18 protein-coding genes are annotated in these 22261 nt (G+C 69.9%); 10 read left to right on the top strand and 8 right to left on the bottom strand.

The genetic code is table 11. The features are described 5' to 3' along the window. Positions 1 to 21: 21 nt before the first annotated feature. Entirely contained in the window at positions 22 to 432 is a 411-nt protein-coding gene (locus ACZ7KI_RS34045) for a secondary thiamine-phosphate synthase enzyme YjbQ (RefSeq protein WP_470277140.1), read from the top strand. Here ACZ7KI_RS34045 and ACZ7KI_RS34040 read toward each other — a convergent pair. Then, positions 370 to 1374, bottom strand: a complete 1005-nt coding sequence (locus ACZ7KI_RS34040) for a YhgE/Pip domain-containing protein (RefSeq protein ID WP_470277139.1) — start codon at positions 1372 to 1374, stop codon at positions 370 to 372. The genes ACZ7KI_RS34045 and ACZ7KI_RS34040 overlap by 63 nt on opposite strands. Positions 1375 to 1501: 127 nt before the next feature. Here ACZ7KI_RS34040 and ACZ7KI_RS34035 point away from each other — a divergent pair, with 127 nt between their 5' ends. The 4 genes from ACZ7KI_RS34035 (at position 1502) to ACZ7KI_RS34020 (ending at position 6202) form a co-directional block, all read left to right on the top strand. Then, positions 1502 to 2188 carry an HAD hydrolase-like protein gene (locus tag ACZ7KI_RS34035; RefSeq protein ID WP_470277180.1) on the top strand — a complete coding sequence of 229 codons (687 nt, stop codon included), beginning with the start codon at positions 1502 to 1504 and terminating at the stop codon, positions 2186 to 2188. A 9-nt stretch (positions 2189 to 2197) separates the two neighbouring features. Next, positions 2198 to 3097 (top strand): DUF8017 domain-containing protein, encoded by a 900-nt coding sequence (locus tag ACZ7KI_RS34030; RefSeq protein ID WP_470277138.1) that lies wholly within the window; start codon positions 2198 to 2200, stop codon positions 3095 to 3097. After that, the gene (locus tag ACZ7KI_RS34025) at positions 3094 to 3957 is read left to right on the top strand and encodes a DUF8017 domain-containing protein (RefSeq protein ID WP_470277137.1); all 864 of its coding nucleotides are present in this window, start codon (positions 3094 to 3096) and stop codon (positions 3955 to 3957) included. The genes ACZ7KI_RS34030 and ACZ7KI_RS34025 overlap by 4 nt, the downstream gene beginning before the upstream one ends. Before the next feature lie 70 nt (positions 3958 to 4027). Next, positions 4028 to 6202 (top strand): bifunctional lysylphosphatidylglycerol flippase/synthetase MprF, encoded by a 2175-nt coding sequence (locus ACZ7KI_RS34020; protein ID WP_470277136.1) that lies wholly within the window; start codon positions 4028 to 4030, stop codon positions 6200 to 6202. On the opposite strand, the gene ACZ7KI_RS34015 is transcribed toward ACZ7KI_RS34020, so the two are convergent. Together ACZ7KI_RS34015 and ACZ7KI_RS34010 are read right to left on the bottom strand one after the other, a co-directional pair. Further along, entirely contained in the window at positions 6139 to 7080 is a 942-nt protein-coding gene (locus tag ACZ7KI_RS34015; protein WP_470277135.1) for a DUF8017 domain-containing protein, read from the bottom strand. The genes ACZ7KI_RS34020 and ACZ7KI_RS34015 overlap by 64 nt on opposite strands. Then, positions 7080 to 8828 (bottom strand): proline--tRNA ligase, encoded by a 1749-nt coding sequence (locus tag ACZ7KI_RS34010; RefSeq protein WP_470277134.1) that lies wholly within the window; start codon positions 8826 to 8828, stop codon positions 7080 to 7082. Before ACZ7KI_RS34010 ends, ACZ7KI_RS34015 begins: the two co-directional genes overlap by 1 nt. Positions 8829 to 8954: 126 nt before the next feature. Here ACZ7KI_RS34010 and ACZ7KI_RS34005 point away from each other — a divergent pair, with 126 nt between their 5' ends. Further along, positions 8955 to 9311, top strand: coding sequence for a VOC family protein (locus tag ACZ7KI_RS34005; protein WP_470277133.1), 357 nt, complete (start codon positions 8955 to 8957; stop codon positions 9309 to 9311). A gap of 28 nt (positions 9312 to 9339) precedes the next feature. Further along, positions 9340 to 10242, top strand: a complete 903-nt coding sequence (locus ACZ7KI_RS34000; protein ID WP_470277132.1) for a 2-hydroxyacid dehydrogenase — start codon at positions 9340 to 9342, stop codon at positions 10240 to 10242. Positions 10243 to 10282: 40 nt separating this feature from the next. On the opposite strand, the gene ACZ7KI_RS33995 is transcribed toward ACZ7KI_RS34000, so the two are convergent. Continuing rightward, positions 10283 to 11218 (bottom strand): aminoglycoside phosphotransferase, encoded by a 936-nt coding sequence (locus ACZ7KI_RS33995; RefSeq protein ID WP_470277131.1) that lies wholly within the window; start codon positions 11216 to 11218, stop codon positions 10283 to 10285. A gap of 72 nt (positions 11219 to 11290) precedes the next feature. Further along, complete coding sequence (locus ACZ7KI_RS33990; protein WP_470277130.1) at positions 11291 to 12259, bottom strand: GNAT family N-acetyltransferase; 969 nt, start codon at positions 12257 to 12259, stop codon at positions 11291 to 11293. 59 nt (positions 12260 to 12318) lie between these two features. Here ACZ7KI_RS33990 and yaaA point away from each other — a divergent pair, with 59 nt between their 5' ends. Next, complete coding sequence (gene yaaA / locus ACZ7KI_RS33985; protein ID WP_470277129.1) at positions 12319 to 13065, top strand: peroxide stress protein YaaA; 747 nt, start codon at positions 12319 to 12321, stop codon at positions 13063 to 13065. A gap of 108 nt (positions 13066 to 13173) precedes the next feature. Further along, on the top strand, positions 13174 to 14625 hold the full coding sequence (locus ACZ7KI_RS33980; protein ID WP_470277128.1) for a trypsin-like serine protease: 1452 nt from the start codon (positions 13174 to 13176) through the stop codon (positions 14623 to 14625). A gap of 64 nt (positions 14626 to 14689) precedes the next feature. Here ACZ7KI_RS33980 and ACZ7KI_RS33975 read toward each other — a convergent pair whose 3' ends face one another. The 3 genes from ACZ7KI_RS33975 to ACZ7KI_RS33965 all read right to left on the bottom strand — a co-directional run bounded on the left by ACZ7KI_RS33975 (position 14690) and on the right by ACZ7KI_RS33965 (position 18996). Further along, a complete protein-coding gene (locus ACZ7KI_RS33975; protein ID WP_470277127.1) occupies positions 14690 to 16213 on the bottom strand; it encodes a phytoene desaturase family protein in 1524 nt (507 codons plus the stop codon). 72 nt (positions 16214 to 16285) lie between these two features. After that, positions 16286 to 17833 carry a S8 family peptidase gene (locus ACZ7KI_RS33970; protein WP_470277126.1) on the bottom strand — a complete coding sequence of 516 codons (1548 nt, stop codon included), beginning with the start codon at positions 17831 to 17833 and terminating at the stop codon, positions 16286 to 16288. Continuing rightward, the gene (locus tag ACZ7KI_RS33965) at positions 17833 to 18996 is read right to left on the bottom strand and encodes a S8 family peptidase (protein WP_470277125.1); all 1164 of its coding nucleotides are present in this window, start codon (positions 18994 to 18996) and stop codon (positions 17833 to 17835) included. Before ACZ7KI_RS33965 ends, ACZ7KI_RS33970 begins: the two co-directional genes overlap by 1 nt. 269 nt (positions 18997 to 19265) lie before the next feature. Here ACZ7KI_RS33965 and ACZ7KI_RS33960 point away from each other — a divergent pair, with 269 nt between their 5' ends. Next, entirely contained in the window at positions 19266 to 22130 is a 2865-nt protein-coding gene (locus tag ACZ7KI_RS33960; protein ID WP_470277124.1) for an ATP-binding protein, read from the top strand. Positions 22131 to 22261: the final 131 nt, after the last annotated feature.

Below are 22261 nucleotides of genomic sequence, written 5' to 3'. Positions count from 1 at the left end.
CGGGGCACTACCGTGAACGGCATGTACTCCACGGAGATCGAGGTGCGCACCGGCAGCGTGGCCGTGGTGCACGACCTGACCAAGGACGCCGAGACCTTCTTGCGCGACGCGGACGCCGAAGACGGGATCCTGCACGTCTTCGTGCCGCACGCGACGTCCGGGCTGGCGATCCTCGAAACCGGCGCGGGCAGCGACGAAGACCTGCTCACGGCGCTCGACGACCTGCTCCCCCGCGACGGACGCTGGCGGCACCAGCACGGCAGTCCCGGTCACGGCCGTGACCACGTCCTGCCCGCGCTGCTGCCGCCGTACGCCACGGTCCCGGTCCTCGGCGGGGTGCTGACGCTGGGCACCTGGCAGTCGATCTGCCTAGTGGACACCAACCTGGACAACCCGGTCCGGCGTGTCCGCTTCAGCCTTCTGGAGGGCTGAGCGGCCCGGCCACAGCGCGAGCACCAGCCCGGCCACGAGCAGCGCGGCCAGCACCCAGGCCCCGGTCGTCACGTCCGGCGCGTCAGGCACGCCTTGCAGCAGGCTGCGGAGACCTTCGGCCGAGAACCGGAACGGCGTCCAGGACCACAGCACCGCGCGGTAGGCGGGGTTCAGCAGTTCCGGCACCTGACCCGCGACGGCGGGTGCGACCAGGTACAGCGGGCCGAGGATCGCCATCGCCCGCACGCCGATCAGCCGCAGCAGGCCGGTCTGCAGCGCGGCGAACCCGGTCGAGGTCAGCAAAAGGAAGCCGAGGACGTCCCAGCCGAGCGGGAGCGAGGAGTCCCACAGTTTCAGGAATCCGGCCAGGACGCCGGTGACCAGCACGCCTGCCGAAACGATCTGCGTGAAGCGCGCGGCGACTCCCGCGTCTCGGCCGATCCGGTGGCCGAGAAGGATCAGCACGGCGCCCGCGACCAAGCAGCCAACCCACGCGAGCGCGCTCAGCCCGAGCGGAGCGACGCGGCCGGCCGCGCTCGCGGGGTGCAGCGTCTCGACCTTCGGCGTCCCGCCCATCGCCTGCGCGGCGCCGGTCAGCACCTGCTGCGCGATCTGGGTCCCGGACGGATTCACCGCCCCGGAGACCACGACCGTCGACGGAAGTTCGAGGACGCCGTAGACCTCCTTGTCCTCCAGCAGTTTCCGGCCCTCCTCTGGCGAGGTCACCCGCCAGGAGACCTGGCCTCCGCCGTGGGACGCGATCCCGTTCGCGGCCACTTGGAGCGGTCCCGGAGGCGCGGCCACGGCGATGGGGAGACCGTCGGGCGCGACGGTGGCCTGCGCGCCGAAGGTGAGAAAGCCGAGTACGACGGCGACCAGCGCGCCTGCCACCGCGGCGAGTAAGGCGAACGCCCCGGCGGGGCGCCGGCTCTGGGTCGGCATGACGTCCTCCATTTATTCTTCACTTGTTGAATTAGGGCCTCAAGGTAAGCCCGCGCCGCCAAGAAGTCAACAGACGTTGAATTAGCTCACCGGTACCGTCGCCGGCGTGACTACTCCGCACCGGCTCGTGCTGTGGGACATCGACCAGACCCTCGTCGACCTGCGCGGCACCGGCGCCGCCTGGTACACGGCCGCGCTCGCCGAGGTCGCCGGCGTCGAACTGCGGTCGCTCCCGAACTTCGGCGGCCGCACCGAACGCGCCATCAGCGCGGACATCCTGACCTCACACGGCGTCGAGCCGACCGAGGAGAACGTGCGCAAGCTTTGGCTCGCGCTGATCGCCGTCTCCGAAAGCCACGCCCCGACGCTGTCCTCGAACGGCCGGGCGCTCCCGGGTGCGAAGGACGCGCTGAACTCCTTCGCCTCGCAGGGCGGCATCGTGCAGACACTGGTCACCGGGAATCTGCCGGAGATCTCCGTGCACAAGCTGACCGCGTTCGATTTGCACGAACACGTGGACTTCGAGATCGGCGGCTACGGCTCGCTTTCGGCGCACCGGCCCGATCTCGTGCCCGCCGCCGTCGGCCACGCTTCGGCGAAACACGGCACCGATTTCGCGCCGACGTCGGTCGTCGTCATCGGAGACACCCCGGACGACGTGCGGGCCGCGCTCGACAACGGCGCTGTCGCGGTGGCCGTGGCGACCGGGCAGTTCAGCGCGGAGGAACTGGCCGACGCGGGCGCGCACACCGTACTCGGCGACCTGACCGATCTGGCAGCGGTTCGTACCGCTGTACTGGGGGACACGGCCTAAACTCGGGCCATGGCATACCCAGGGGGCGACGGCCGGCCGGAGCGACCTCAGCAGCCCTACCCGCAGCAGCCCCCGGACCAGGGGTATCCGCAGCAGCAGTACCAGGGCTACCAGCAGCAGGGTTTCCAGCAGTTCCCGCAGCAGACCTACCAGGGTTTTTCCCCGGAACCGCCGAAGAAGGGCAAGAAAGGGCTGTGGATCGGCCTCGGCGCGCTCGTCGTGGTCATCGCCGTCGGGGCGACGCTCTTCTTCGTCCTGCGTGACGGCGACGATCCGCGCCCTGAGCCCACTCCCCCGCCCGCGGCCGCTTCCGCGTCGAAACCTCCGTCGACCTCCCAGAGCGGCGATGCCCCACAGGACAACAAGGTCCCGGCCAAGACGTTGGGCTGGCAAGGAATCGTCTCCAGGCAGGACAAGACGGCGTACGACCTGCCGCCCACGGGCTGGGAGACCAAGCCGGGCTACGCCACCGGGAACACCGAGCGTGACCTGAAGATGGTCATCCACGAGGCGTCGCGGTACAAGCTCAACGCCTGCCCCGACATCAGCGGTTCGAACCGGGGAACCGTCGGCTTCGCCACCGCGGATCAGATTCCGGTCGAGAACGCCGCCCGAGGCGCTGTCCGGCTCTGGATCCAATCCGCCACCGGCAAGACCGATGTGCCGCTGCCCGAGATCAAGCAGATCCCCATCGCGGGCGGCACGATCCAGGCGCTCAGTTCCTCCGCCTCGTACACCCCGGGCGAAGGCGAAGGCTGCCGGGCGCCGAGCGTGAAAGTCACTTCCGCCGCGTTCAAGAACGGTGAGCAGACCATCTGCTTCGTGATGGTCCTCGACCAGGGCACCCCGGACGCCCTGTCCGAGGCGGACGCGCAAATGATCCTCGCGAGTTTGAGGCCACAGCAATGACCGGCCCCGGTGGGCGCCCCGACGAACCGCGAACGTGGTTCGTCGATCCGCTCACCGGGGAACCGCTCGAATCCGAGGCCGAGCAGACGAGCCCGATCCCCGTCGTCCGGGACGCCGTCCCGCCGCGCAGCCGCTTCCGCCTGCTGCCGGCACTGGGCGTCATCGGCCTGGTGGTCGTCCTCGCGGTCGGCACGACGGCCACCTATCAGGCCAGGACCGCGACCCCGCCGTCCGCCACGGACCTCGTCCTGCCCGATCCGGTGCTGCCCACCCGGATCGGCCCCGTGATCGCGGGCTGGCAGCCGGTGCTGTCCGACGATCACCCGCTCGTGTTCGACGTCCCGCCGGACTGGACGATCGAGGCGCCCGACGTCGCCGTCGGTTACGAAACTCCTGCCGGGGAACTGGTCACCTTGCAGGGCGTCGCCCGGTACCACCGCGATTTCTGTCCTGGCTCCGATCACTCGGCGCGGGCGATGGCGGGGTTCACCACCATCGACGAGGGCGAGGTCGGCGGCATCGCCCAGGCGGCCGAGGAGACGACCCTCCGATGGGCCGAAGCCGCATACGGTTCGACCAGCGGCGGGCAGGCCCCGAAGACCGAAACCGGCGCCTCCGGGCCGGTCAGCGTGCTCGATGGCGGCACGACGGCCACAGCCGTGACCACGACCGTCGTCCCCGCCGCGGACGGGCCGTGCGCGGCACCCTCGGTCTCGATCACCGCGATCGCCCTGCCGCCACGCGCCTTGCCGGGATCCGGCCGCTACCACGTCCTTCTGGTACTGGCGGACCAGGGGATTCCCGGCGCGATAGCCAGGGACATCGTCCTCAAGATGGGTGGCAGCATCCGCCGGGAGTAGCACGCCCCTAAGGGAAATATGGGTCCCCTGCCCGATGTCCAGGAGGCCTTCGCCCGCTTACCTTGTTTCCATGCCAATAGGGGGAAGCGGGACGGCCGCGCCGGGCCGGACGCAGAAGCTCACCACGGTGCTGAGGCACCGGCTGCCTTTCACGACACTCGTCACGGTCACCATGCTCGCGCTCGCCTTGGCCACGGGCGCGCTCTGGTCGGCCGCCGAGGATCGCGCGGTGTACCCGTACATCGCCTATGGGCTGCCGTCGCTCGAATCAGGCCGGTGGTGGACCTTGCTCACCGGACCGCTGTTCGCGGTCGTCCCGCTGTACTACCTGCCGATGGTGCTGAGTTTCGCGCTGTTCGCCGGATTCGCGGAATGGCGGCTCGGTACCCGCCGGGCGATGGCCGTCGCCATCGGCGGCCAGTTCGTCAGCGTGCTGGTGGCCGTCCAGTTCCTGGCACTGAGCCGCAATTCCGGCTGGGAGTGGGCGGAACGGGTCGCCGGCAGCCTCGACGTCGGGTTCTCCGGCGGCGCGCTCGCCGCGGTCGCGGTCGCCAGCGCCACCCTGCGGCCGCCGTGGCGGCTCCGGCTGCGCGCCGGGCTGTGCGTCTACGCCGGGGTCGCGATCATCTTCGTCGGCACGCTCGCCGACCTCGTGCACTTCTTCGCACTCGTGCTGGCCCTGCCGTTCGGGCGCAAGTTCATCGGTTCTCCGGAGTCCGCCCGTGAACGGCGGCCGAGCCTGCGCGAATGGCGGTTCTACGTCGTCGCCGGGCTGCTGGTGCTCACGGTCGCGGAACTGGTGATGTCCTTCGTACCGGGCAACGGCCCCTTCGGTTCGTCCGAGGAACTTTCGCTCTCCGGCTGGGAAGTCGGCGTCCTGTGCCTGATCGTGGTGCCGATCATGAACGGCCTGCGCAAGGGCAACCAGGTCGCCTGGTGGTGCGCGATGATCCTGACCTCGTTCGTCATCCTGCAGGTGATGGCCTACGGCGGGGTGCTCGCGCTGGCCGAGGTCTTCGGTGAGGACACCGGGCTTTCGGATCCGCCGCTGTTCTTCGTGGACAATCTCCTGTGGACGGTCGAGTTCGCGCTGCTGATCTCCTCGCGCGGCGCCTTCCGGGTCCCGTCGCGGCGGAAGCGCCGCCGTCTCGGCCGGATGGGCAACCCCGCGCTGGCTCGCACGCTGCTCAGCCGCCACGGCGGAAGCACGCTTTCGTGGATGACGACCTGGCCGCAGAACTCGTACTTCGTGGCCGCGGACGGCAAGTCCTACCTCGCCTACCGTCGCCATGCCGGTGTCGCCATCGCGCTCGGCGACCCGATCGCGCCCGACGGCGCCGGTGACCGCACGATCGCCGAGTTCATCACGATGTGCGAGAACACCGGTCTCGTGCCGTGCCTGTTCTCCGCCACCGGCGACACCACCGCCAAGACGGCAGACCTCGGCTGGAAACACGTCCAGGTCGCCGAAGACACCTTGATCGAACTGGACACGCTGGAGTTCCGCGGCAAGCGCTGGCAGGACGTGCGGACCGCGCTCAACCGCGCCAGGAAGGACGGCATCGAGTTCCGGCTGGTGCGGCTCGCCGATCAGCCCCGTTCGGTGATCTCGCAGGTGCGCGCGATCTCCGAGGAATGGATCGGCGACAAGGGCATGCCGGAGATGGGCTTCACGCTCGGCGGCGTCGACGAGGCGATGGACCCGGAGACCCGGGTCGGTCTCGCGGTGGACGCCGACGGCGTGGTCCACGGTGTGACGTCGTGGCTGCCGGTCCACACCGGTGCCGGCGCCGTCGGCGGCTGGACGCTCGACGTCATGCGGAAGCGCTCCGACGGTTTCCGTCCCACGATGGAGTTCCTGATCGCGTCGTCGTGCCTGGCCTTCCGCGAGGAAGGCGCGAAATTCGTTTCGCTGTCCGGCGCTCCGCTGGCGAGTTCCGGCGAACCCGCGCACGCCGTCGAACGCGTACTCGACGCACTCGGCACGATGATGGAGCCGTTCTACGGATTCCGTTCGCTGCACGCGTTCAAGGCGAAGTTCCAGCCTCGTCACGTCCCGCTGTACCTCGCGTTCCGCGACGAGGCCGATCTGCCGCGGATCGGGATCGCGCTCGGCCGGGCCTACCTGCCGAACACCGGACTGCTGCGGCTGGCCAAACTCGCGAGGTCCGGCAAGAAGCCTCAGCGCAAAGTGGAAGGCGGCGGCGTGATGGTCTTGCGGTCGGCCTCCGGGACACCCCGGTAGGACTTGAGGATCTTCAAGATCAGCTCGCGATCCGCAGCACCCGGCGTGTCCTGGCCCGAATAGACGGCCAGGGCCGCCGAGGCGTCACCCAGCTCCGGCGCGAGCACGCCGACGAGGGCGCGCCGCACCCCGCACGCTCCCGGCTGCGGGGTGACGACCTCCGCGAGAACGATGCTCGCGGGGACCTTCTTGCCGGTACCGAGGGTGAACTCGGCCGGCTGGGCCGGTTCCGGGGTGATCTTGGCCGTCAGCGGGCCGTTCTCCAGATTGTAGGCGCTGACGGCGAGGTCGTTGACCGCCTTCTCCGCCGCGGCGGCCGGTGCGGCCACCTGCACCTTCGTCACGCCGCTGCCACCGATCCGGCTCCGCTTCTCCTGCGGGCAGTAGCCCTCGCCGACGAAGGCACTGGCGACCATGGTGATGCCCGGGACCTGGGAGCCCTTCTCCCAGCCGTGGATCGTGCCGGGTTTCGGCGTCCAGTTCGGCGGTACGTCGTAGGCGTAGACACCGTCTTTCCCGGCCACGGACTGCCAGCCGTCGGTCACCGGCGGAGCGACGACCTGCGGCGACGGCGTGTAGACGACCGGGGTCCGGGTCTTCGGCGCACTGCTTTCCGAGGACGTGTCACTGTTGTTCGCCAGCGCGGCGACCGCGATGACGCCGAGCGTGGCGAAGAAGCCGTACATGGCCCTTCGCCCGCTTCGCGACATCGGCTGCTTCGCGGGCTTCTGCGGCTCCGGCTCGACCGGAGCGGAAATCTCGGGGGCGGACGGCCGGTAGCCGGGCGAGTCCGAGGGCTGATAGCCCCCGAACCCGTCCAGCGCGGCGTTGTCCTCGTAGCCCGGGGAATCCTCGCGCTTCTTGCCGAACCAGCCCATTACGAACGGACGAGTTTGACCAGGTGCTCCACGACCGCGTCGACGGCGATCTCCTCGCGGTCGCCGGTGCGGCGGTCCTTGACCTCGACGACGCCGTTCGCCAGGCCGCGCCCGACCACCAGGATGGTCGGCACTCCGACGAGTTCGGCGTCCGCGAACTTCACGCCGGGGCTGGCCTTGCGGTCGTCGAGGACGACCTCGATCCCGGCGGCGTCCAGTTCGGCGGCGAGTTTCTCCGCGCCGGCGGCGATCGTCTCGTCCTTGCCCGCGATGACCACGTGCACGTCGAACGGCGCGACCTCGCGCGGCCAGACGATGCCGAGGTCGTCGTGGTTCTGCTCGGCGAGCACGCCGACCAGCCGCGAGACGCCGACACCGTAGGAGCCCATGGTGATGCGGATGGGCTTGGAGTCCGGGCCCAGCGCGTCCAGCTGGAAGGCGTCCGCGTACTTGCGGCCCAGCTGGAAGATGTGCCCGATCTCGATACCGCGCGCGGCGACCAGGGTGCCCTTGCCGTCGGGCGAGGTGTCGCCTTCGCGGACCTCGGCGGCCTCGATCGTGCCGTCACCGGTGAAGTCGCGGCCCGCGACCAGGTCGACCACGTGGTGGTCGCGCTCGTCGGCGCCGGTGACCCAGGCGGTGCCGTCGACGACGCGCGGGTCGAGCAGGTAGCGCACGCCGTTGTCCTTCAGCGCCTTCGGGCCGATGTAGCCCTTCACGAGGAAGGGGTTCTTGGCGAAGTCGGCTTCGTCGAGCAGCTCGAACTCGGCGGGCTCGAGGGAGGCTTCGAGGCGCTTCGTGTCGACCTCGCGGTCGCCGGGAAGGCCGATGGCCAGCAGCTCCCACTCCTTCGCGCCCGGCTGGCGCGTCTTGACCAGGACGTTCTTGAGCGTGTCCGCGGCGGTGAAGGTGCGGCCGAGGCCGGCGTCGTTCAAGAAGGTAACCAGCGACTCGATGGTCGGGGTGTTCGGCGTGTGGTGGACCTGCGCCTCGGGCAGGCCTTCGATCGGTTTGGCCTCGGGAGCGGGCGTGGTGACCGCTTCGACGTTGGCCGCGTAACCCGATTCGGTGCTGCGGACGTAGGTGTCTTCGCCCGTCTCAGCGACGGCGAGGAACTCTTCGGAGGCCGAGCCGCCCATCGCGCCGGAGGTCGCCTTGACGACGACGTACTCGATGCCGAGGCGGTCGAACAGCTTCGTGTACGCCTTGCGGTGCAGCTCGTACGACTTCGCGAGGCCCTCGTCGTCGAGGTCGAAGGAGTAGGAGTCCTTCATGACGAACTCGCGGCCGCGCAGGATCCCGGCGCGGGGACGCGCCTCGTCGCGGTACTTGGTCTGGATTTGGTACAGGACCACGGGGTAGTCCTTGTACGAGTTGTACTCGCCCTTCACGGTGAGCGCGAAGAGCTCTTCGTGCGTCGGGCCGAGAAGGTAGTCGGCGCCCTTGCGGTCCTTGAGGCGGAAGAGGGCGTCGCCGTACTCGGTCCACCGGCCGGTGGCCTCGTAGGGCTCCTTCGGCAGCAGCGCGGGGAACTGGATCTCCTGCGCGCCGATGGCGTTCATCTCTTCGCGGACGACGTTCTCGATCCGGCGCAGCACCCGCAGGCCCAGCGGCAGCCAGGAGTAGCCGCCCGGAGCGACTCGGCGGACGTAGCCGGCGCGTACCAGGAGCCGGTGGCTCGGTACCTCGGCGTCCGCCGGATCCTCACGCAGGGTGCGAAGGAACAACGACGACATCCTGGTGATCACTTCTGGGCTCCTCGCTGGAATTACGTGCTGAGACGTTCTGCGCAGCGTAGTCACCCCGCCCCGGGGCGATTCAACCGGTTATCGCGGTGCCCGGTTTCTGTCGGTGGGTGCCGCTAGCTTGCCGCCATGGGAATCGAGCTGGGCATGATCACGATCGACTGCGCGGATCCGCGCGGGCTCGCGGCGTTCTGGACGAAGGCGCTCGGGGTGGAGGTGGATCAGGACTACGAGGGCGAGTTCCTGATCCTGCACCCCAAGGGGGACAACGGGCCTGTGTTCGCGTTCCAGCGCGTGCCGGAGCCTCGGGCCGGCAAGAACCGGGTCCACCTGGACTTCGGTACCGACGACAGGGAGAAGGAGGTGGAGCGCCTGATCGGACTGGGCGCGAAGAAGGTGGACGAGCACCAGATGCCGGGGATGGCCTGGACGGTGCTGGCCGACCCCGTCGGCAACGAGTTCTGCGTCGCCACCCACCAGGGTTGACGCCGATCTCGATGGCCAGAATGGCGGCATGACCGAGCGCGCCATCCTGCCCTGGACCGACATCGACCTGCCCGAGGGGCTGAACGCCCGGTGGTACGACGGCACCGGCCCCTTGCCGGAGGGCGACCTCGATGGCGTCGAGGTTTACGTGCTGCCGTACGACACCGGAGCGGAGCCGACGAAGCTGATCGCCCGGCTGCCGTCGCTGAAGCTCGTGCAGTCGCTTTCGGCCGGGGTGGAGAAGCTGCTCCCGCTGGTGCCGTCGGGGGTGAAGCTCGCCAACGGCCGTGGCCTGCACGACCTCAGCGTGGCGGAGCACGCGCTGGCGTTGATCCACGCCTCGCAGCGGGATCTGCCGCGCTGGTTCGCGCAGCAGGCGACGGGTTCGTGGGATCGGGCGCATACGCGTTCGCTGGCCGACAGCCGGGTGCTGCTGGTCGGCCACGGCTCGATCGGCCAGGCCATCGAGCGGCAACTGCTCGCGGCCGAAGCGGTCGTGACCAGGGTGGCGAGCACGGCGCGTCCCGAGGAGCGGGTACACGGTGTCGGTGAACTGGCGGACCTGCTGCCGTCGGCCGACATCGTGGTCCTGATCCTGCCCGAGACACCCGCGACCACGGGCCTGTTCGGTGCCGCGGAACTCGCCGCGCTGCCGGACGGCGCCCTGGTGGTGAACGTCGGGCGGGGCTCGGCGATCGACACCGCCGCGCTCACCGCCGAGACCGTGGCCGGCCGGTTGCGCGCGGCGCTGGACGTCGTCGATCCGGAGCCACTGCCCGCCGGGCATCCACTGTGGACCGCGCCGGGTGTGGTCATCACGCCGCATGTCGCGGGCGGGTCGGCGTCGTTCTACCCGCGCGCGAAGCGGCTGGTCGCCGAGCAGCTGCGCCGCTACGTCGCCGGTGAGGAGCCACTGAACGTGGTCGGCTGACCTCGCGTTTAGTCCTCTAAATGCGCACCTCTGCGCGGCGCTACTGCCAGTGCGTGCGGTAGGCGAGCCAATCGCGCATGGCCACGGCGAGGCGGCGCTGCGCCGCGCGGACGCCGGTCGTCGCGGGTGGCTCCGGCAGACGGCAGGCTCGTTCGGCGTGCCCGGCCAGGGCGACACCGAACGCGGTGACCGCCCAGACCGGGACGCCGGTGAGCACCGGGCGCCGCCGCAACAGGCGGTCGACGTCGGCGGGCCCGTGCCCGGCGTCCAGCAGGTACGGGACCAGCGCCACCAGGTCGAGCCAGCCCGCGCCCCTCGCCGGGTAACGCCAGTTGGTGACGAGCACCCGCCCGGTTCCGGTCCGCACCAGGTATTCGGGCTGGATGTCGTTGTGCAGCAACGTGTCCCCGGCCGCCCAGGGATGCCAGGACGTCTCCAGCTGGACGAGCCGGTCGAGATTGCGGACAGCCCAGCCGTCGAGGTCGTCCGGTGGTTCCTTCGCGAGTTCGTGCCAGCCGCGCAGGAGCGGGCCGAGATCGTCGAGGGCGTCCGGGACGTCGGGAAGCGGGCACGGGGTGAGCGTGCGCCCGAGCGCGCCGAAGGTGGCCAGCACGGCGGAGAGGTCCGGTGACCCTGGTCGCAGGTTCGGCCTGGTGCCGTCGAAGTCGGCGAAGGCGAGCACCAGCCAGTCACTGTCCACAAAGGACAGCAGTTTCGGCGTGGGCGCTTCCGCGGGCAGCCTTCGCGCGATGGCGGCCTCCGTCCGGTAGCCGCCCGCGCGCGGGCTGTTCGCGGGGATCGCCTTCAGGAAGACCCAGCGATGACCGCGTTCGAGTTCGAGCCTCGCGGCGACCCCCGCGTCGAATTCCGGGGTCTGCCACAGCGAACGACGGACCACCGACCCGAGCTCACGCTCCACGGCGTCACGCGTCGCCGACGGCAGGTCATGCCAGCCGAGGCGTGCGGAAACCGGCAACGCCCTACCACCCCCGCGATCTCTCAGAGAAGATCGACTGTACCGAAATCCACCCTTTCGGGTGACAAGCGGTCAGGTCGGGATGGGCTTCACGTATCCGCCCCAGCGCTGATGCTCGCTGAAACCGGCGCGTTCGTAGACGCCGAGGGCGCGGTGGGTGTTGTCCTGGTCGACGTTGAGCGAGGCCCGCTGGAAACCGTGGGCCTTGGCTTGGACGAGCGTGTGCCCGAGCAGCGCGCTCGCGATGCCGCGTCCGCGAAGGCTCGCGTCGGTCGCGACGTGGCTGACGTACAGGTCCTTCACGCCCGTGGCGGCCGCGTCGGAGGCGAAGAACGCGCTCAGCACCATCGCGACGACCCGGTCCCGCTCCGGGCTCAGCAGCAGGAAGGACAGGTCCGGCTGGAAGGCCTTGCCGCCGACCACCAGATGCCGCCAAGCCTCCGGGGACTGGTCGGTGTTCCCCCAGTGATCCGCGAAGGTCTCGTTGCGGGAGCGCAGGGTGAGCGCCTCGTACCTGTCCTCGTAGGTGACGAGCGGGAACTCTTCGGGCAGCGGCTGGACCGGCGGGATCGACGCGAGGTCGGCCCGCATGTCGACGAACCACCGGGCCTGCTCGTACCCGGCGCCGACGAGGACGCCGGTGAGCCAGCGCTGCGTGGTGCAGGCCCCGACCTGCAGTTCCAGCGGCGCGTCCGGGAAGAACTTCGCGTGGATCCGTCTGCCCGCTTCCTCGAACCAGCCGATGAGGTGCGCGGCGATCGAGTCGTCGCGATATCCGGGATGGACGAGCGTCTCGACCCGCATCATGTGCACCGGGTTCGCCGCGTCGCGACGCCGGAGCAGCCCGTAGGCGACCAGCGTGTCGCCGTCCCACGCGCTGGTGGTCGCGGTGGGCAGGTCGACGTTCGGCGAGCTGATCTCTTCGGCGAGATCCTCCGCGCTGTAGTGCTCGTCGATCGGCTCGACGCGCTCCGCCGCGGCGAAGGTCTCGGCCAGTCGCGGCATGTCGTCCATGGTCAGCGGGCGCCAGGTCAGGCTCATGCGTCAGGAGGTTAAGCCCGTGCCTCGGGTGACGCATTCCATTTAGTTACGCTTCCGTGGTGCTCGTGCTGCTCCCCCCTTCCGAAACCAAGGCCGCCGGTGGCACCGGCGCCCCGCTGGACCTCGGCGCCCTCTCGTTCCCGGAACTGAACCCGACCAGGGCGAAGCTGGCCGACGCACTGGCCGAACTGGCGGGCGACGTCCCCGCCAGCATCGCCGCGCTCGGCATCACGCCGCGTCAGGCCGACGAGGTCGCCCGCAACGCGGAGCTGTGGTCCTCGCCCACGATGCCCGCGCTGCGCCGCTACACCGGGGTGCTCTACGACGCTCTCGACGTCAAGTCCTTCACCAAGGCCACGCTGGCGAAAGCCGAGAAGCGTCTCGCCGTCGCTTCAGCACTGTTCGGTGTGGTCGCGGCGACCGACCCGATCCCCGCGTACCGGCTCTCCGGCGGGAACGCGCTGCCGTCGCTCGGGACCGTCCGCAGTGTGTGGAAGCCGGTGCTCGAACCGGTACTCCAGGGCATCGAGGGGCTCGTCGTCGACCTGAGGTCCGGAACCTACTCGGCGCTCGCGAAACTCCGGCCGGACGCGGTCACGGTGCGCGTCGTGACCGAGGACGCGAAGGGCAACCGCACGACGGTGAGCCACTTCAACAAGGCGTACAAGGGAAGGCTGGCCGCGGAACTGGTGAGATCCCGCGCGGAACCGTCCACTGTGGAGCAGCTGATCCGGGTGCTGTCGAAGGCGGGTCTCGACGTCGAGCGCACCGGGGATCACAGCCTGGAACTGCTCACCGGGGATTGACCGCGGGGCCGCGGGCAATAGTTCCGTACCCCTACGGGCTCCTTCCTCGGTTGTTCCGCCAGGTGCACATGCGGAAAGTGATTTCCAGCCATCTGGAAAGGAACCACCGTGAACAGAAGACAACGGCTTCTGGGGATCGCCACCGCCACCCTCGGCTGCCTCTCGGTCCTCCTGCCCGCGCCGGCGGCCGCCGCGAACCTGACCGCCGTCACCCCGACGGATCAAGCGGTCGTCCCCGGTGGACTGCACACGAACTCCATCGGCGGCACGCCCGCCTCGGTCCGTGACTACCCGTTCATCATCGCGGGCCTGCGCGAAGGCGGGACGCGGCCGCAGGGGCAGACCTGCACCGGTTCGGTCGTCGCCCCGCGCAAGATCCTGATCGCCGCGCACTGCAAGGCCGCGGCCGGGGAGAAGAGTTTCCTTTACGGGCTGGACGATCTCAACGCCGGTGGCGGGACGAGGATCGGCGTCGTCAGCTATGACACCCACCCGAAGTACGTCAACTTCGACCAGGGTTACGACGTCGCGGTGGTCACCACGGACGCCGACATCCCGGTGCCGGGTGGCCAGTACGCGAAGGTCGCGACGTCGGCCGACACGGAGCTGAACAAGCCGGGCAAGTCCGGGCTGGGGCTCGGCTACGGCAAGAAGGACTTCAACGACGACACCCGCAACGTCGAACTGCACAAGTTCACCCTGCCGATCGTGCAGGGCAGCAACTGCAACGGTGTCGGTGCGGGCTTCCAGGACGCCACGATGATCTGCAGTGGCTACAGCGACGGCCACGTCACGATCCTTCCCGGTGACAGCGGCGGTCCGCTCATCGTGGACGGCAAGGTCGTCGGCGTCGCGTCGTGGAGCCGTAGCGACTTCAAGTGGTACAGCGTGTACGGCAGGCTCAACAACGACATGGGCGACTGGGTCAAGCAGCAGATCGGCGAGCCGCAGAACCCGGAGAAGTTCTCCCTGGCCGTGACACCGTCTTCGCTCAAGGTCGAGCCGGGCAAGTACGTTTCGGCCACGGTGACCAGCAAGCCCGGTAAGAACGGCGCGGAGAAGGTCGAGCTGAGCGCGTCCGGTCTTCCGGACGGAGCGAAGGCCACCTTCCAGCCCACGTCCATCAACTCGGGCGAGTCGGCCAAGGTGACCATCGAGGTTCCCGCCGGGACGGCCGAAAAGGACTACGCGGTCACGATCTCGGGCAAGGGCACCACCGACACCGCGACCACGAACCTGACGCTGACCGTCGGCGCCGGCGGACCCCAGCCCGGTGAGCTCAGGGTGAGCCTGAGCCCCACCAGTGGGACCTCCCAGCCCGGTTTCTTCAGCAACGTCACCGTTTCCGCCACCGGCGGCACGGGCACGATCAAGCTGTCGGCGTCGGGGCAGGGCCTGCCGTTCGCACCGTTCTTCAACCCGCAGACGATCTCGAGCGGCGGTAGTTCGACGATGCAGGTGGTCGCGCCCTTCCAGCGCGGCACCTACCCGGTGACCGTCACCGCGACGGACTCGGCGGGCAAGACCTCCAGCGCCGTCTACACCCTGACCGTCCAATAATCCCACTTTGCGCGTGAAGGGCCCTTCCCTCGGCTGAGCCGAGGGAAGGGCCCTTCACGCGCGTTCAGGAGTGGGACAGCACCGCCATCGCGGCATTGTGCCCGGGGATACCCGACACACCGCCTCCCCGCACGGCCCCGGCACCACAGAGCAACACCCGCTCGTGAGCCGTCTCGACACCCCACTGTCCCACCTGGGCGGCATCGACCGCGTAAGGCCACGACAGATCCCGGTGGAAGATGTGCCCCGCGGGCAAGCCCAGCTCGGCTTCGAGGTCCAGCGGGGTCTTCGCTTCGATGCACGACCGGCCGTCCGGCGAACGGAGCACGCAGTCTTCGATCGGTTCGGCCAGCACACTGTCCAAAGAGGACAAAGTCGCCCGTAGCGCCGCTTCGCGCGCGGCGTCGTTGCGGCCTTCGAACAACCGCGCGGGCATGTGCAGCCCGAACAACGTCAGCGTCTGCACCCCCGCGGCCTGTTCGGCCGGACCGAGGATCGACGGGTCGGTCAGCGAGTGGCAGTAGATCTCACACGGCGGCAGCGACGGGATCCTGCCCGCGGCGGCCTCCGCGTACGCCGTCGCCAACTGCCCGTAGCCCTCGTTGACGTGGAACGTGCCGCCGAACGCCTCTCGCGGGTCGACGCCCGAATCGCGCAGCCGCGGCAGCCGTGACAGCACCATGTTCACCTTGAGCTGTGCGCCTTCCGGTGCCTCCGGCGGCTCCTCCCCCAGCAACCGCGCAAGCGTCCGCGGCGCGACGTTCGACAGTACGTGTCCACCGCGCACCGCGAACTCGTCGTCGCCCAGCCGATAACGCACTGAGCCGCCGGGATCGATCGACAGCACCTCCGAGCCGGTCACCAGCCGCGCCCCGGCGGCCCGCGCGGCGGACGCGAGCGCGCCGGTCACCGCGCCCATCCCGCCCACCGGCACGTCCCAGTCACCGGTCTTGTTGCCGATCACGTGGTAGAGCAGGCACAGGTTCTGCCGGAAGTCGCCGGCGTCGGCGAAGGTCCCGATCAGCGCGTCGGTCAGGACGACGCCGCGGACGGTGTCGTCGTCGAACATCCCGGTGAGTGTTTCGGTGATCGGCCGCTCGAACAGCGCGTCCCACGCCGCCGGGTCGATGCGTGACCGCAGTTCCTCCCTCGACACCAACGGTTCCGTCAGCGTGGGGAAGGTCCGCTCGGCGACCTCGGAGGTCATCGCGTAGAACCGTCGCCACGCCTCGAAGTCCTTTGTGGACCCGGTGAGCGCGGAGAACGACGCCGCCGTACGGCCGTCGTCGCCCGTGTCGACAAGGAGACCCCCGTCGCCGACGGGGGTATATGACGACATTCGCCGCCGTCGCAGCTCCAGATCGAGCCCCAGATCCGCGATGATCTCGCGCGGCAGAAGGCTCACCAGGTACGAGTACCGCGAGAGCCGGACGTCGACGTCGGGGAACGCCCGGAACGAGACCGCCGCCCCGCCGACCTCGTCGCGGCGTTCGAGCACCAGTACCGAACGGCCGGCCTTGGCCAGGTAGGCCGCCGCCACCAGTCCGTTGTGCCCGCCACCGACGATCACGGCGTCGTAGGACTCCATCCCAGCCTCCCCCAGCGAAACGACAGTGCGCCGCGGTCATCGTGACCGCGGCGCACCGCCGTTCGCAAGGACTCAGAAGGTGATGGAGAATCCTTCGATCGTCCCGCTGTCGAACCGGTAGACGTCACGGACCCGCAGCTTCCAGGTCCCGTTCGCCGGTTCGGACGAGGCGTTCACCGTGTACGACGTGTGCACGCCGCTCGCCTCGCCGATCCCTCCCGCCTGCTTGAGGCCGAACACCGCACCGCTCGGCCCGATCAGGTCTATCGCCAGGTCACCGGTGTAGGTGTGCGCGATGTCGACCTTGACCGGCAGCGTCGCCGACGCCTTGCCGTCGCAGCCGTCCTGCGTCACCGAACTGGTCACCGCGTCACCCGCGTCCGGAATGGACACCGGTGTCGTGTTGGACTTGGCCCCGCACGTCGGCGTGGGGCCACCGCCGCCGATGAACGACACGTTCAGCAGTTTGTTGACCGTGCCGGACGGCAGTCCCTTGAGCACGCCGTCGGAGGCGTTGGTCACCAGCGCGTCCCGCGTCTGCTGCGGGGTGGCACCGGCGTTCGCGGCGAGGTACAGCGCCGCCGCCCCGGCCACGTGCGGCGTGGCCATCGACGTCCCGCTCATGTTCGCCGAACCACCGTTGGACGTGGACAGCGACGTGATGTTGCTGCCAGGGGCGAAGATGTCCACGCACGAACTGTGGTTGGAGAACGAGGACTTGTTGTCGTTCTCGTCCGAGGCGCCGACCGTGATCGCCTCGGGGATACGGGCGGGGCTGACATTGCAGGCGTTCTGGTTCTCGTTGCCCGCCGCCACCGCGTAGACGAAGCCCGCGGCGATGGACTTCTTGATGACGTCGTCGCCGAGCCCGACCTGGTCCATCCGCAGGCTCAGGTTCGCCACCGCCGGTTTGGTGCCGTTCGCGGTCAGCCATTCGGCCGCGTCGACGATGGCGGAGTCGGGACCGTTGCCGGAGCAGTCGTTGCCCAGCACCTTCAGCCCGACGAGCTTGACCTTCTTCGCCACGCCGTAGGTCTTGCTGCCGATGGTGCCCGCGGTGTGACTGCCGTGCCCGTTGCAGTCCTTGCCGTTGCCGCCCACGAAGTCCTTGCCGATGGACGCGCGCCCCTCGTACTCGGGGTTGTCCGGGTTGATCCCGGTGTCGAGGTCGTACGCCGTGACGCCCTCGCCCGTGTTCGGGTACGTGAAGCTCTTGTCGCGCGGCAGGTTCTTCTGATCGATCCGGTCGAGGCCCCAGGTCGGGTTGGTCTGGGTGCCGACGGCACGCGCGGTGCCGTCCTGGTAGACCGCCTTGACCGCCGGGTCGGCCGCGAGCCGCCTGGCCTGCCGCTCGGAGAGGCCCTTGACCGAGAATCCACGGAGCACGTTCTTGTACGCGGACCGGACCTCACCGCCGTAGCGGCCGGTCAGCGCGGCCGAGGACTGCTCGACCGCCAGCGTGCCGACGTCGTGGAGCACCACGATGTACTGGTCGCCGTAGTGCTGATTCGCCTGCACGACAACGCCTTCCGCCTCCGCGGCGAGGGCGTTGCCCGCGGCGAACGCCGCCAGCGCGGTGGCCGCGACGGCCACCAGGCCGGCCCGTACGCCGCGGCGCATCAGAGACCCGCCACGTTCAGCAGCTTGTTGGTCGAACCGGAACCCGGGCTCGTCACGACACCGGAGGTGGCGGCGTTGGCCAGACCGGACGCGACGGCGGCCGGGGTCGCCGACGGGTTCGACGTCAGGTAGATCGCGGCCGCGCCGGCGACATGCGGCGTCGCCATCGAGGTGCCGCTCATCTGCTGGGTGCCGCCACCGTTGCGCAGCGAGGTGATGTTGGTGCCGGGCGCGAAGATGTCGGTGCAGCTGCCGTAGTTCGAGAACGACGACCGGCGGTCGTCGCTCTGGGTGGCGTTGACGGTGATGGCCTCACGTACGCGAGCCGGGCTGGTGGAGCAGGCGTCGGTGTTGGAATTCCCCGACGCCACCGTGTTGGTGATGCCCGCCGAGACGGCGCGGCGCACGGCGGCGTCGACCCCGGAGTCGGCCGGTCCGCCCAGGCTCATGGTGAGCACCGACGGGCCCTTGGCGTTCTTCACGACCCAGTCGATCCCGCTGATGATCTGCGAGTACTGGCCGCTGCCCTGGCAGTTCAGCACGCGGACCGAGACGATCTTGGCGCCCTTGGCCACGCCGTAGGTGGCGCTGCCGACGGTGCCGGCGACGTGCGTGCCGTGTCCCTGACAGTCGCGGGCGTCGCTGTCGTTGTCGATGAAGTCGTATCCGCTGGTCGCGCGGCCGCCGAACTCCGTCTGGCGGTAGTCGACACCGGTGTCGACGACGTAGACCGTGGCACCGGCTCCGTCGTTCGGGTAGGTGTACTTCCGGTCCAGCGGGAGGTTCTTCTGGTCGACGCGGTCGAGGCCCCAGGTCGGGTTGGTCTGGGTTCCGGTCATGTGCGCGACCGCGTCCTGCTGGACGAAGTCGACGTTGGGGTCGGCGGCGAGCCGTTTCGCCTGTGCCTCGGTCATCTTGGCCGAGAAGCCGTTCAGCGCCGCGGTGTAGGTCGCCTTCAGCTGACCGCCGTATTTGGCCGCGAGGCCGGCGTCGCCGCTCTTCAGCGAGACGATGTACCCGTCCGTGACGGCTCCCGGTACGCCGGCGCCGCGGATCTGTCCCTCGGCGGCCGTGGCCGGTCCGGCGAAGGCCACGGAAGCCGCGACAGCGGCCCCGGTGAGCACCGCACCCGCGATCCGGTGACGTCGAAGATCTCCACGCATTTCCTGAGCTCCGTTCACTCGAACAGGTGGTTCGCGCCGGCAGGGTCCGGGCCGACGCCGTGACATGCGGTCACGTAGGAATCACTGTCGGGTGGCGGTACCTGCACGAACAAGCGAGGCAACGGTCCGTAGGACTACGTATCTAATAGGGAAAGCCCCCGTCCCTACGAAAGTTCTGTGACCGTCCGAGCGGGTTCCGTGATCACTGAGCGGGCGCTTAAGCTGCGTTCACTCGAACGGTGTTGTTCGTGAAGCGGGGGTGACCCGGCATGGTGATCGGTGGATGCCGACGCAGGACGAGTTCGCCGGTACTCGTCGGCCGTGATGCGGAACTACGCGCGATCCTCGACGGCGCGATGCGCTCGCCCGCGGTGATCATGCTCGAAGGTGAAGCGGGCGTCGGCAAGACCCGGCTAGCCACCGAACTGCTGGCCTGCCCCGAACTGGCCGGACGGCCGGTCCTCACCGGGAGCTGCCAGCCACTGCGCGAACCCTTCCCGTACGGCGTCGTCTTCGACGCGCTCAAGGACGTCCGCCCGCCACGCGATCTCAACCCCGTGACCGGCGTACTCGGGCCTTACCTGCCGGAGCTCGCGGCCTTCCTGCCCCCGCCACCACTGAGGCTCGGCGACCCGAGAGCCGACCGGCACCGGCTCTTCCGCGCCGTCCGGGAACTGCTCGGCTCGCTGGGCCCGCACGTCCTCCTCATCGAAGACCTCCACTGGGCGGACGACGGCTCCCGCCGCCTCCTGCGGTTCCTGATGACCGACCCGCCCACCGGGCTGACCCTCCTGCTCACCTACCGGCGTGAGGAAACCCCCGGCGGCATCCCGCTCGGCAGCGCCTACCGGCCCGCGCCCGGCACCGAGCATGTGCTCGTCACGCTCCGTCCCCTGAACCGCGACGGCGTCCAGGCGCTGGTGTCGGCGCTGCTCGGCGAGGCGAACGTCTCGGCGGAATTCGCCGCACGCCTGCACGAGCGGACCGCGGGAATACCGTTCGTGGTCGAGGAGGTCGTGCACGCGATCGGGGGTATCGAAGGCGCGGTGCACGCCGACGGCGCGACCGCACGGCGGCTGCTCGACGCCGTCGAAGTCCCGGCGCTGCTGCGGGAAGCGACCGTGGAACGGCTCGCCGGACTGCCGTCAACGGCCCGGCGGATCACCGAGGCGGCCGCCGTCCTCGGCACACCGTCCACTTCGGACCTGCTGACGGCCGCGGCCGCGCTCACCCCCGAACGCGCCCACCGCGCCCTGGTCGTCGCGCTCGAACGCAACGTCCTGGTGGAGACCGGCGAAGGCGAATACGGCTTCCGGCACGCGCTCGCCCAGCAGGCCGTCTACCGCACCATCCCCGGCCCCGACCGCCAGGAACTGCATCGGCGTGCCGCCCGGCTGTTGCGCGACCGCCTCCCGCAGTCACTGGTGCGGCTCGCCGAACACTGCCGCAAGGCGGGCGACCGGGCCGGTGCCCTGAAGTACGGCGAGGCGGCCGCCGATCAGGCGTCGACGGTCGGCGACCTCGCCACGGCGACGGATCTGCTCCGCACCCTGCTCGACGAACCGGGCCTCCAGCCGTCCGATGTGGACAGACTGGCGGTCAAGTTCAGTTCGGTGGCGTGCAACGGACTCGCACAGGCGGAGGTCGTCCCGGCACTGGAACGGCTGCTCACCGACGGCAGGCTGTCCGGTCGTCTGAGCGGCGAAGTCCGGCTGGGACTCGGGCTCCTGCTGGTGCGCCAGGCTGGCGGGCTGGAGGCGGCCAGGACCGAGATCGAGATCGCCGTCAACGACCTCGCCGACCGCCCCGACCTCGCCGGACGCGGGATGGGTGTACTCGCCCAGCCGTGGGTCGGCGCGACCCCGCTGCACGAGCACCGGCGCTGGATGGACCGGGTGGACGGGCTCATCGAACGGGCGACCGACCGGCGGCTGCGGATCATCCTGATGGCCAACAACGTCGCGTCGCGGCTGCACATCGGGGACGCTCGCGGCTGGGCCATGCTGGACCGGGCGCCCACCAGCGTCGGCTCGGCCGACGAGCAACGGCATCTGGCGCGGCTGCACTGCAACAGCGCCGACGCCTGCGCCTGGATCGGCCACCACCGGCGCGCCAGGAGCCTGCTGCGCAGCGGGATGCAACTGGCCGCCGACTGCGGCGCACCGTACGTCGTCAGCACCGCGCGGGCGACGGCGGTCCACACCGACTGGCTCACCGGGAACTGGGACGGCCTCGCCGAACGGGCGGGCGCGCTCATCGACGAGTACCGCGACCTCCTGCCGGTGACCAGCGAACTGTGTCTCGTGCTCGGTCTGCTCGCCGCCGCCCGCGGTGAATGGGACGAAGCCGCGGCCCGGTTCGCCGGAACCGCGGCGGACCAGCCGGAGAACGCGTTCACCCCGGTCGCGATCGCCGCGCACGCCGGGATGGCGGGCATGCTGCTCGCGCAGGACCTCGGCGAGGCCGCCGTCGCGCAGGCCGAGAAGGGACTGGAACTCTTGCGCGCCAAGGGTGTCTGGGCCTGGGGCGCCGATCTCGTCATGGCCGCCGCCGACGCGTACTGCGCCACCGGACGGGACGCCGCGGCGCAAGCGCTGACCGACGAGTTCGAACGCGAGATCTCCGGCCTCGACGCGCCGTCGACGCGCGCGGCACTGGCCGCGAACCGCGGGATCGTCGCGGCCTCGCGAGGAGAGCACACCGAGGCGATCCTGGCCTTCGAGCAGGCACGCACGCGTTTCGACGCCCTCCCGGCGCCGTATCACGCGGCACTGATCGCGGAGCGGGCCGCGCGCTGCCGCCTGGCCGGGAACGAGGACGTCGCCGAAACCTTCTCCGCGCTCGCCGAGACGTTCGACCAGCTCGGCGCCACTCGCGACGCCGCCCGCTGCCGCCACGCGTTCCGGTCCACCGGCGCCGTCGCCCCGTCCCGCCGCGGCCGCCGGGGCTACGGCGACGAGCTGTCCCCGCGCGAGCGCGACGTCGCCCGGCTGCTGTCCGCCGGGCACACCAACCGGGAGATCGCCGAGGTGCTGTTCCTGTCGCGGCGCACGGTGGAACAGCATGTCGCGAGCGTGCTGCGGAAGCTGAAGGTGCGGTCGCGGAGCGAACTGGCCGGGCTGCGGTCGGCGTAGGGCGTCGAGGAGTGTGGCGGTGAGCCGTCGCCACTCACGACGTTAATTCGGTTGCGGGCGCGAGAGAGCGTCCGGCATGATCGGGCGCGATCCGGCAGGAGCCGGTGGATGCGACTGGGAGGTGCCTCGTG

The sequence above is a fragment of the Amycolatopsis sp. NPDC039088 genome, assembly GCF_055598845.1.
Note: the sequence above shows the minus strand (reverse complement) of the source record. Positions and strands in the feature narration are given on the sequence as shown.

Bases quoted from the DNA above. Each gene is read 5' to 3' on its own strand.
- ACZ7KI_RS34015 (WP_470277135.1), bottom strand. From the start codon at position 7,080: ATGGGCTGGTTCGGCAAGAAGCGCGAGGATTCCCCGGGCTACGAGGAC.
- ACZ7KI_RS33990 (WP_470277130.1), bottom strand. From the start codon at position 12,259: ATGAGCCTGACCTGGCGCCCGCTGACCATGGACGACATGCCGCGACTG.
- ACZ7KI_RS33970 (WP_470277126.1), bottom strand. From the start codon at position 17,833: ATGCGCCGCGGCGTACGGGCCGGCCTGGTGGCCGTCGCGGCCACCGCG.
- ACZ7KI_RS34005 (WP_470277133.1), top strand. From the start codon at position 8,955: ATGGGAATCGAGCTGGGCATGATCACGATCGACTGCGCGGATCCGCGC.
- ACZ7KI_RS33960 (WP_470277124.1), top strand. From the start codon at position 19,266: ATGGTGATCGGTGGATGCCGACGCAGGACGAGTTCGCCGGTACTCGTC.
- ACZ7KI_RS34025 (WP_470277137.1), top strand. From the start codon at position 3,094: ATGACCGGCCCCGGTGGGCGCCCCGACGAACCGCGAACGTGGTTCGTC.
- ACZ7KI_RS34000 (WP_470277132.1), top strand. From the start codon at position 9,340: ATGACCGAGCGCGCCATCCTGCCCTGGACCGACATCGACCTGCCCGAG.
- ACZ7KI_RS33965 (WP_470277125.1), bottom strand. From the start codon at position 18,996: ATGCGTGGAGATCTTCGACGTCACCGGATCGCGGGTGCGGTGCTCACC.
- ACZ7KI_RS34020 (WP_470277136.1), top strand. From the start codon at position 4,028: ATGCCAATAGGGGGAAGCGGGACGGCCGCGCCGGGCCGGACGCAGAAG.
- ACZ7KI_RS34045 (WP_470277140.1), top strand. From the start codon at position 22: ATGTACTCCACGGAGATCGAGGTGCGCACCGGCAGCGTGGCCGTGGTG.
- ACZ7KI_RS33975 (WP_470277127.1), bottom strand. From the start codon at position 16,213: ATGGAGTCCTACGACGCCGTGATCGTCGGTGGCGGGCACAACGGACTG.
- ACZ7KI_RS34030 (WP_470277138.1), top strand. From the start codon at position 2,198: ATGGCATACCCAGGGGGCGACGGCCGGCCGGAGCGACCTCAGCAGCCC.
- ACZ7KI_RS34040 (WP_470277139.1), bottom strand. From the start codon at position 1,374: ATGCCGACCCAGAGCCGGCGCCCCGCCGGGGCGTTCGCCTTACTCGCC.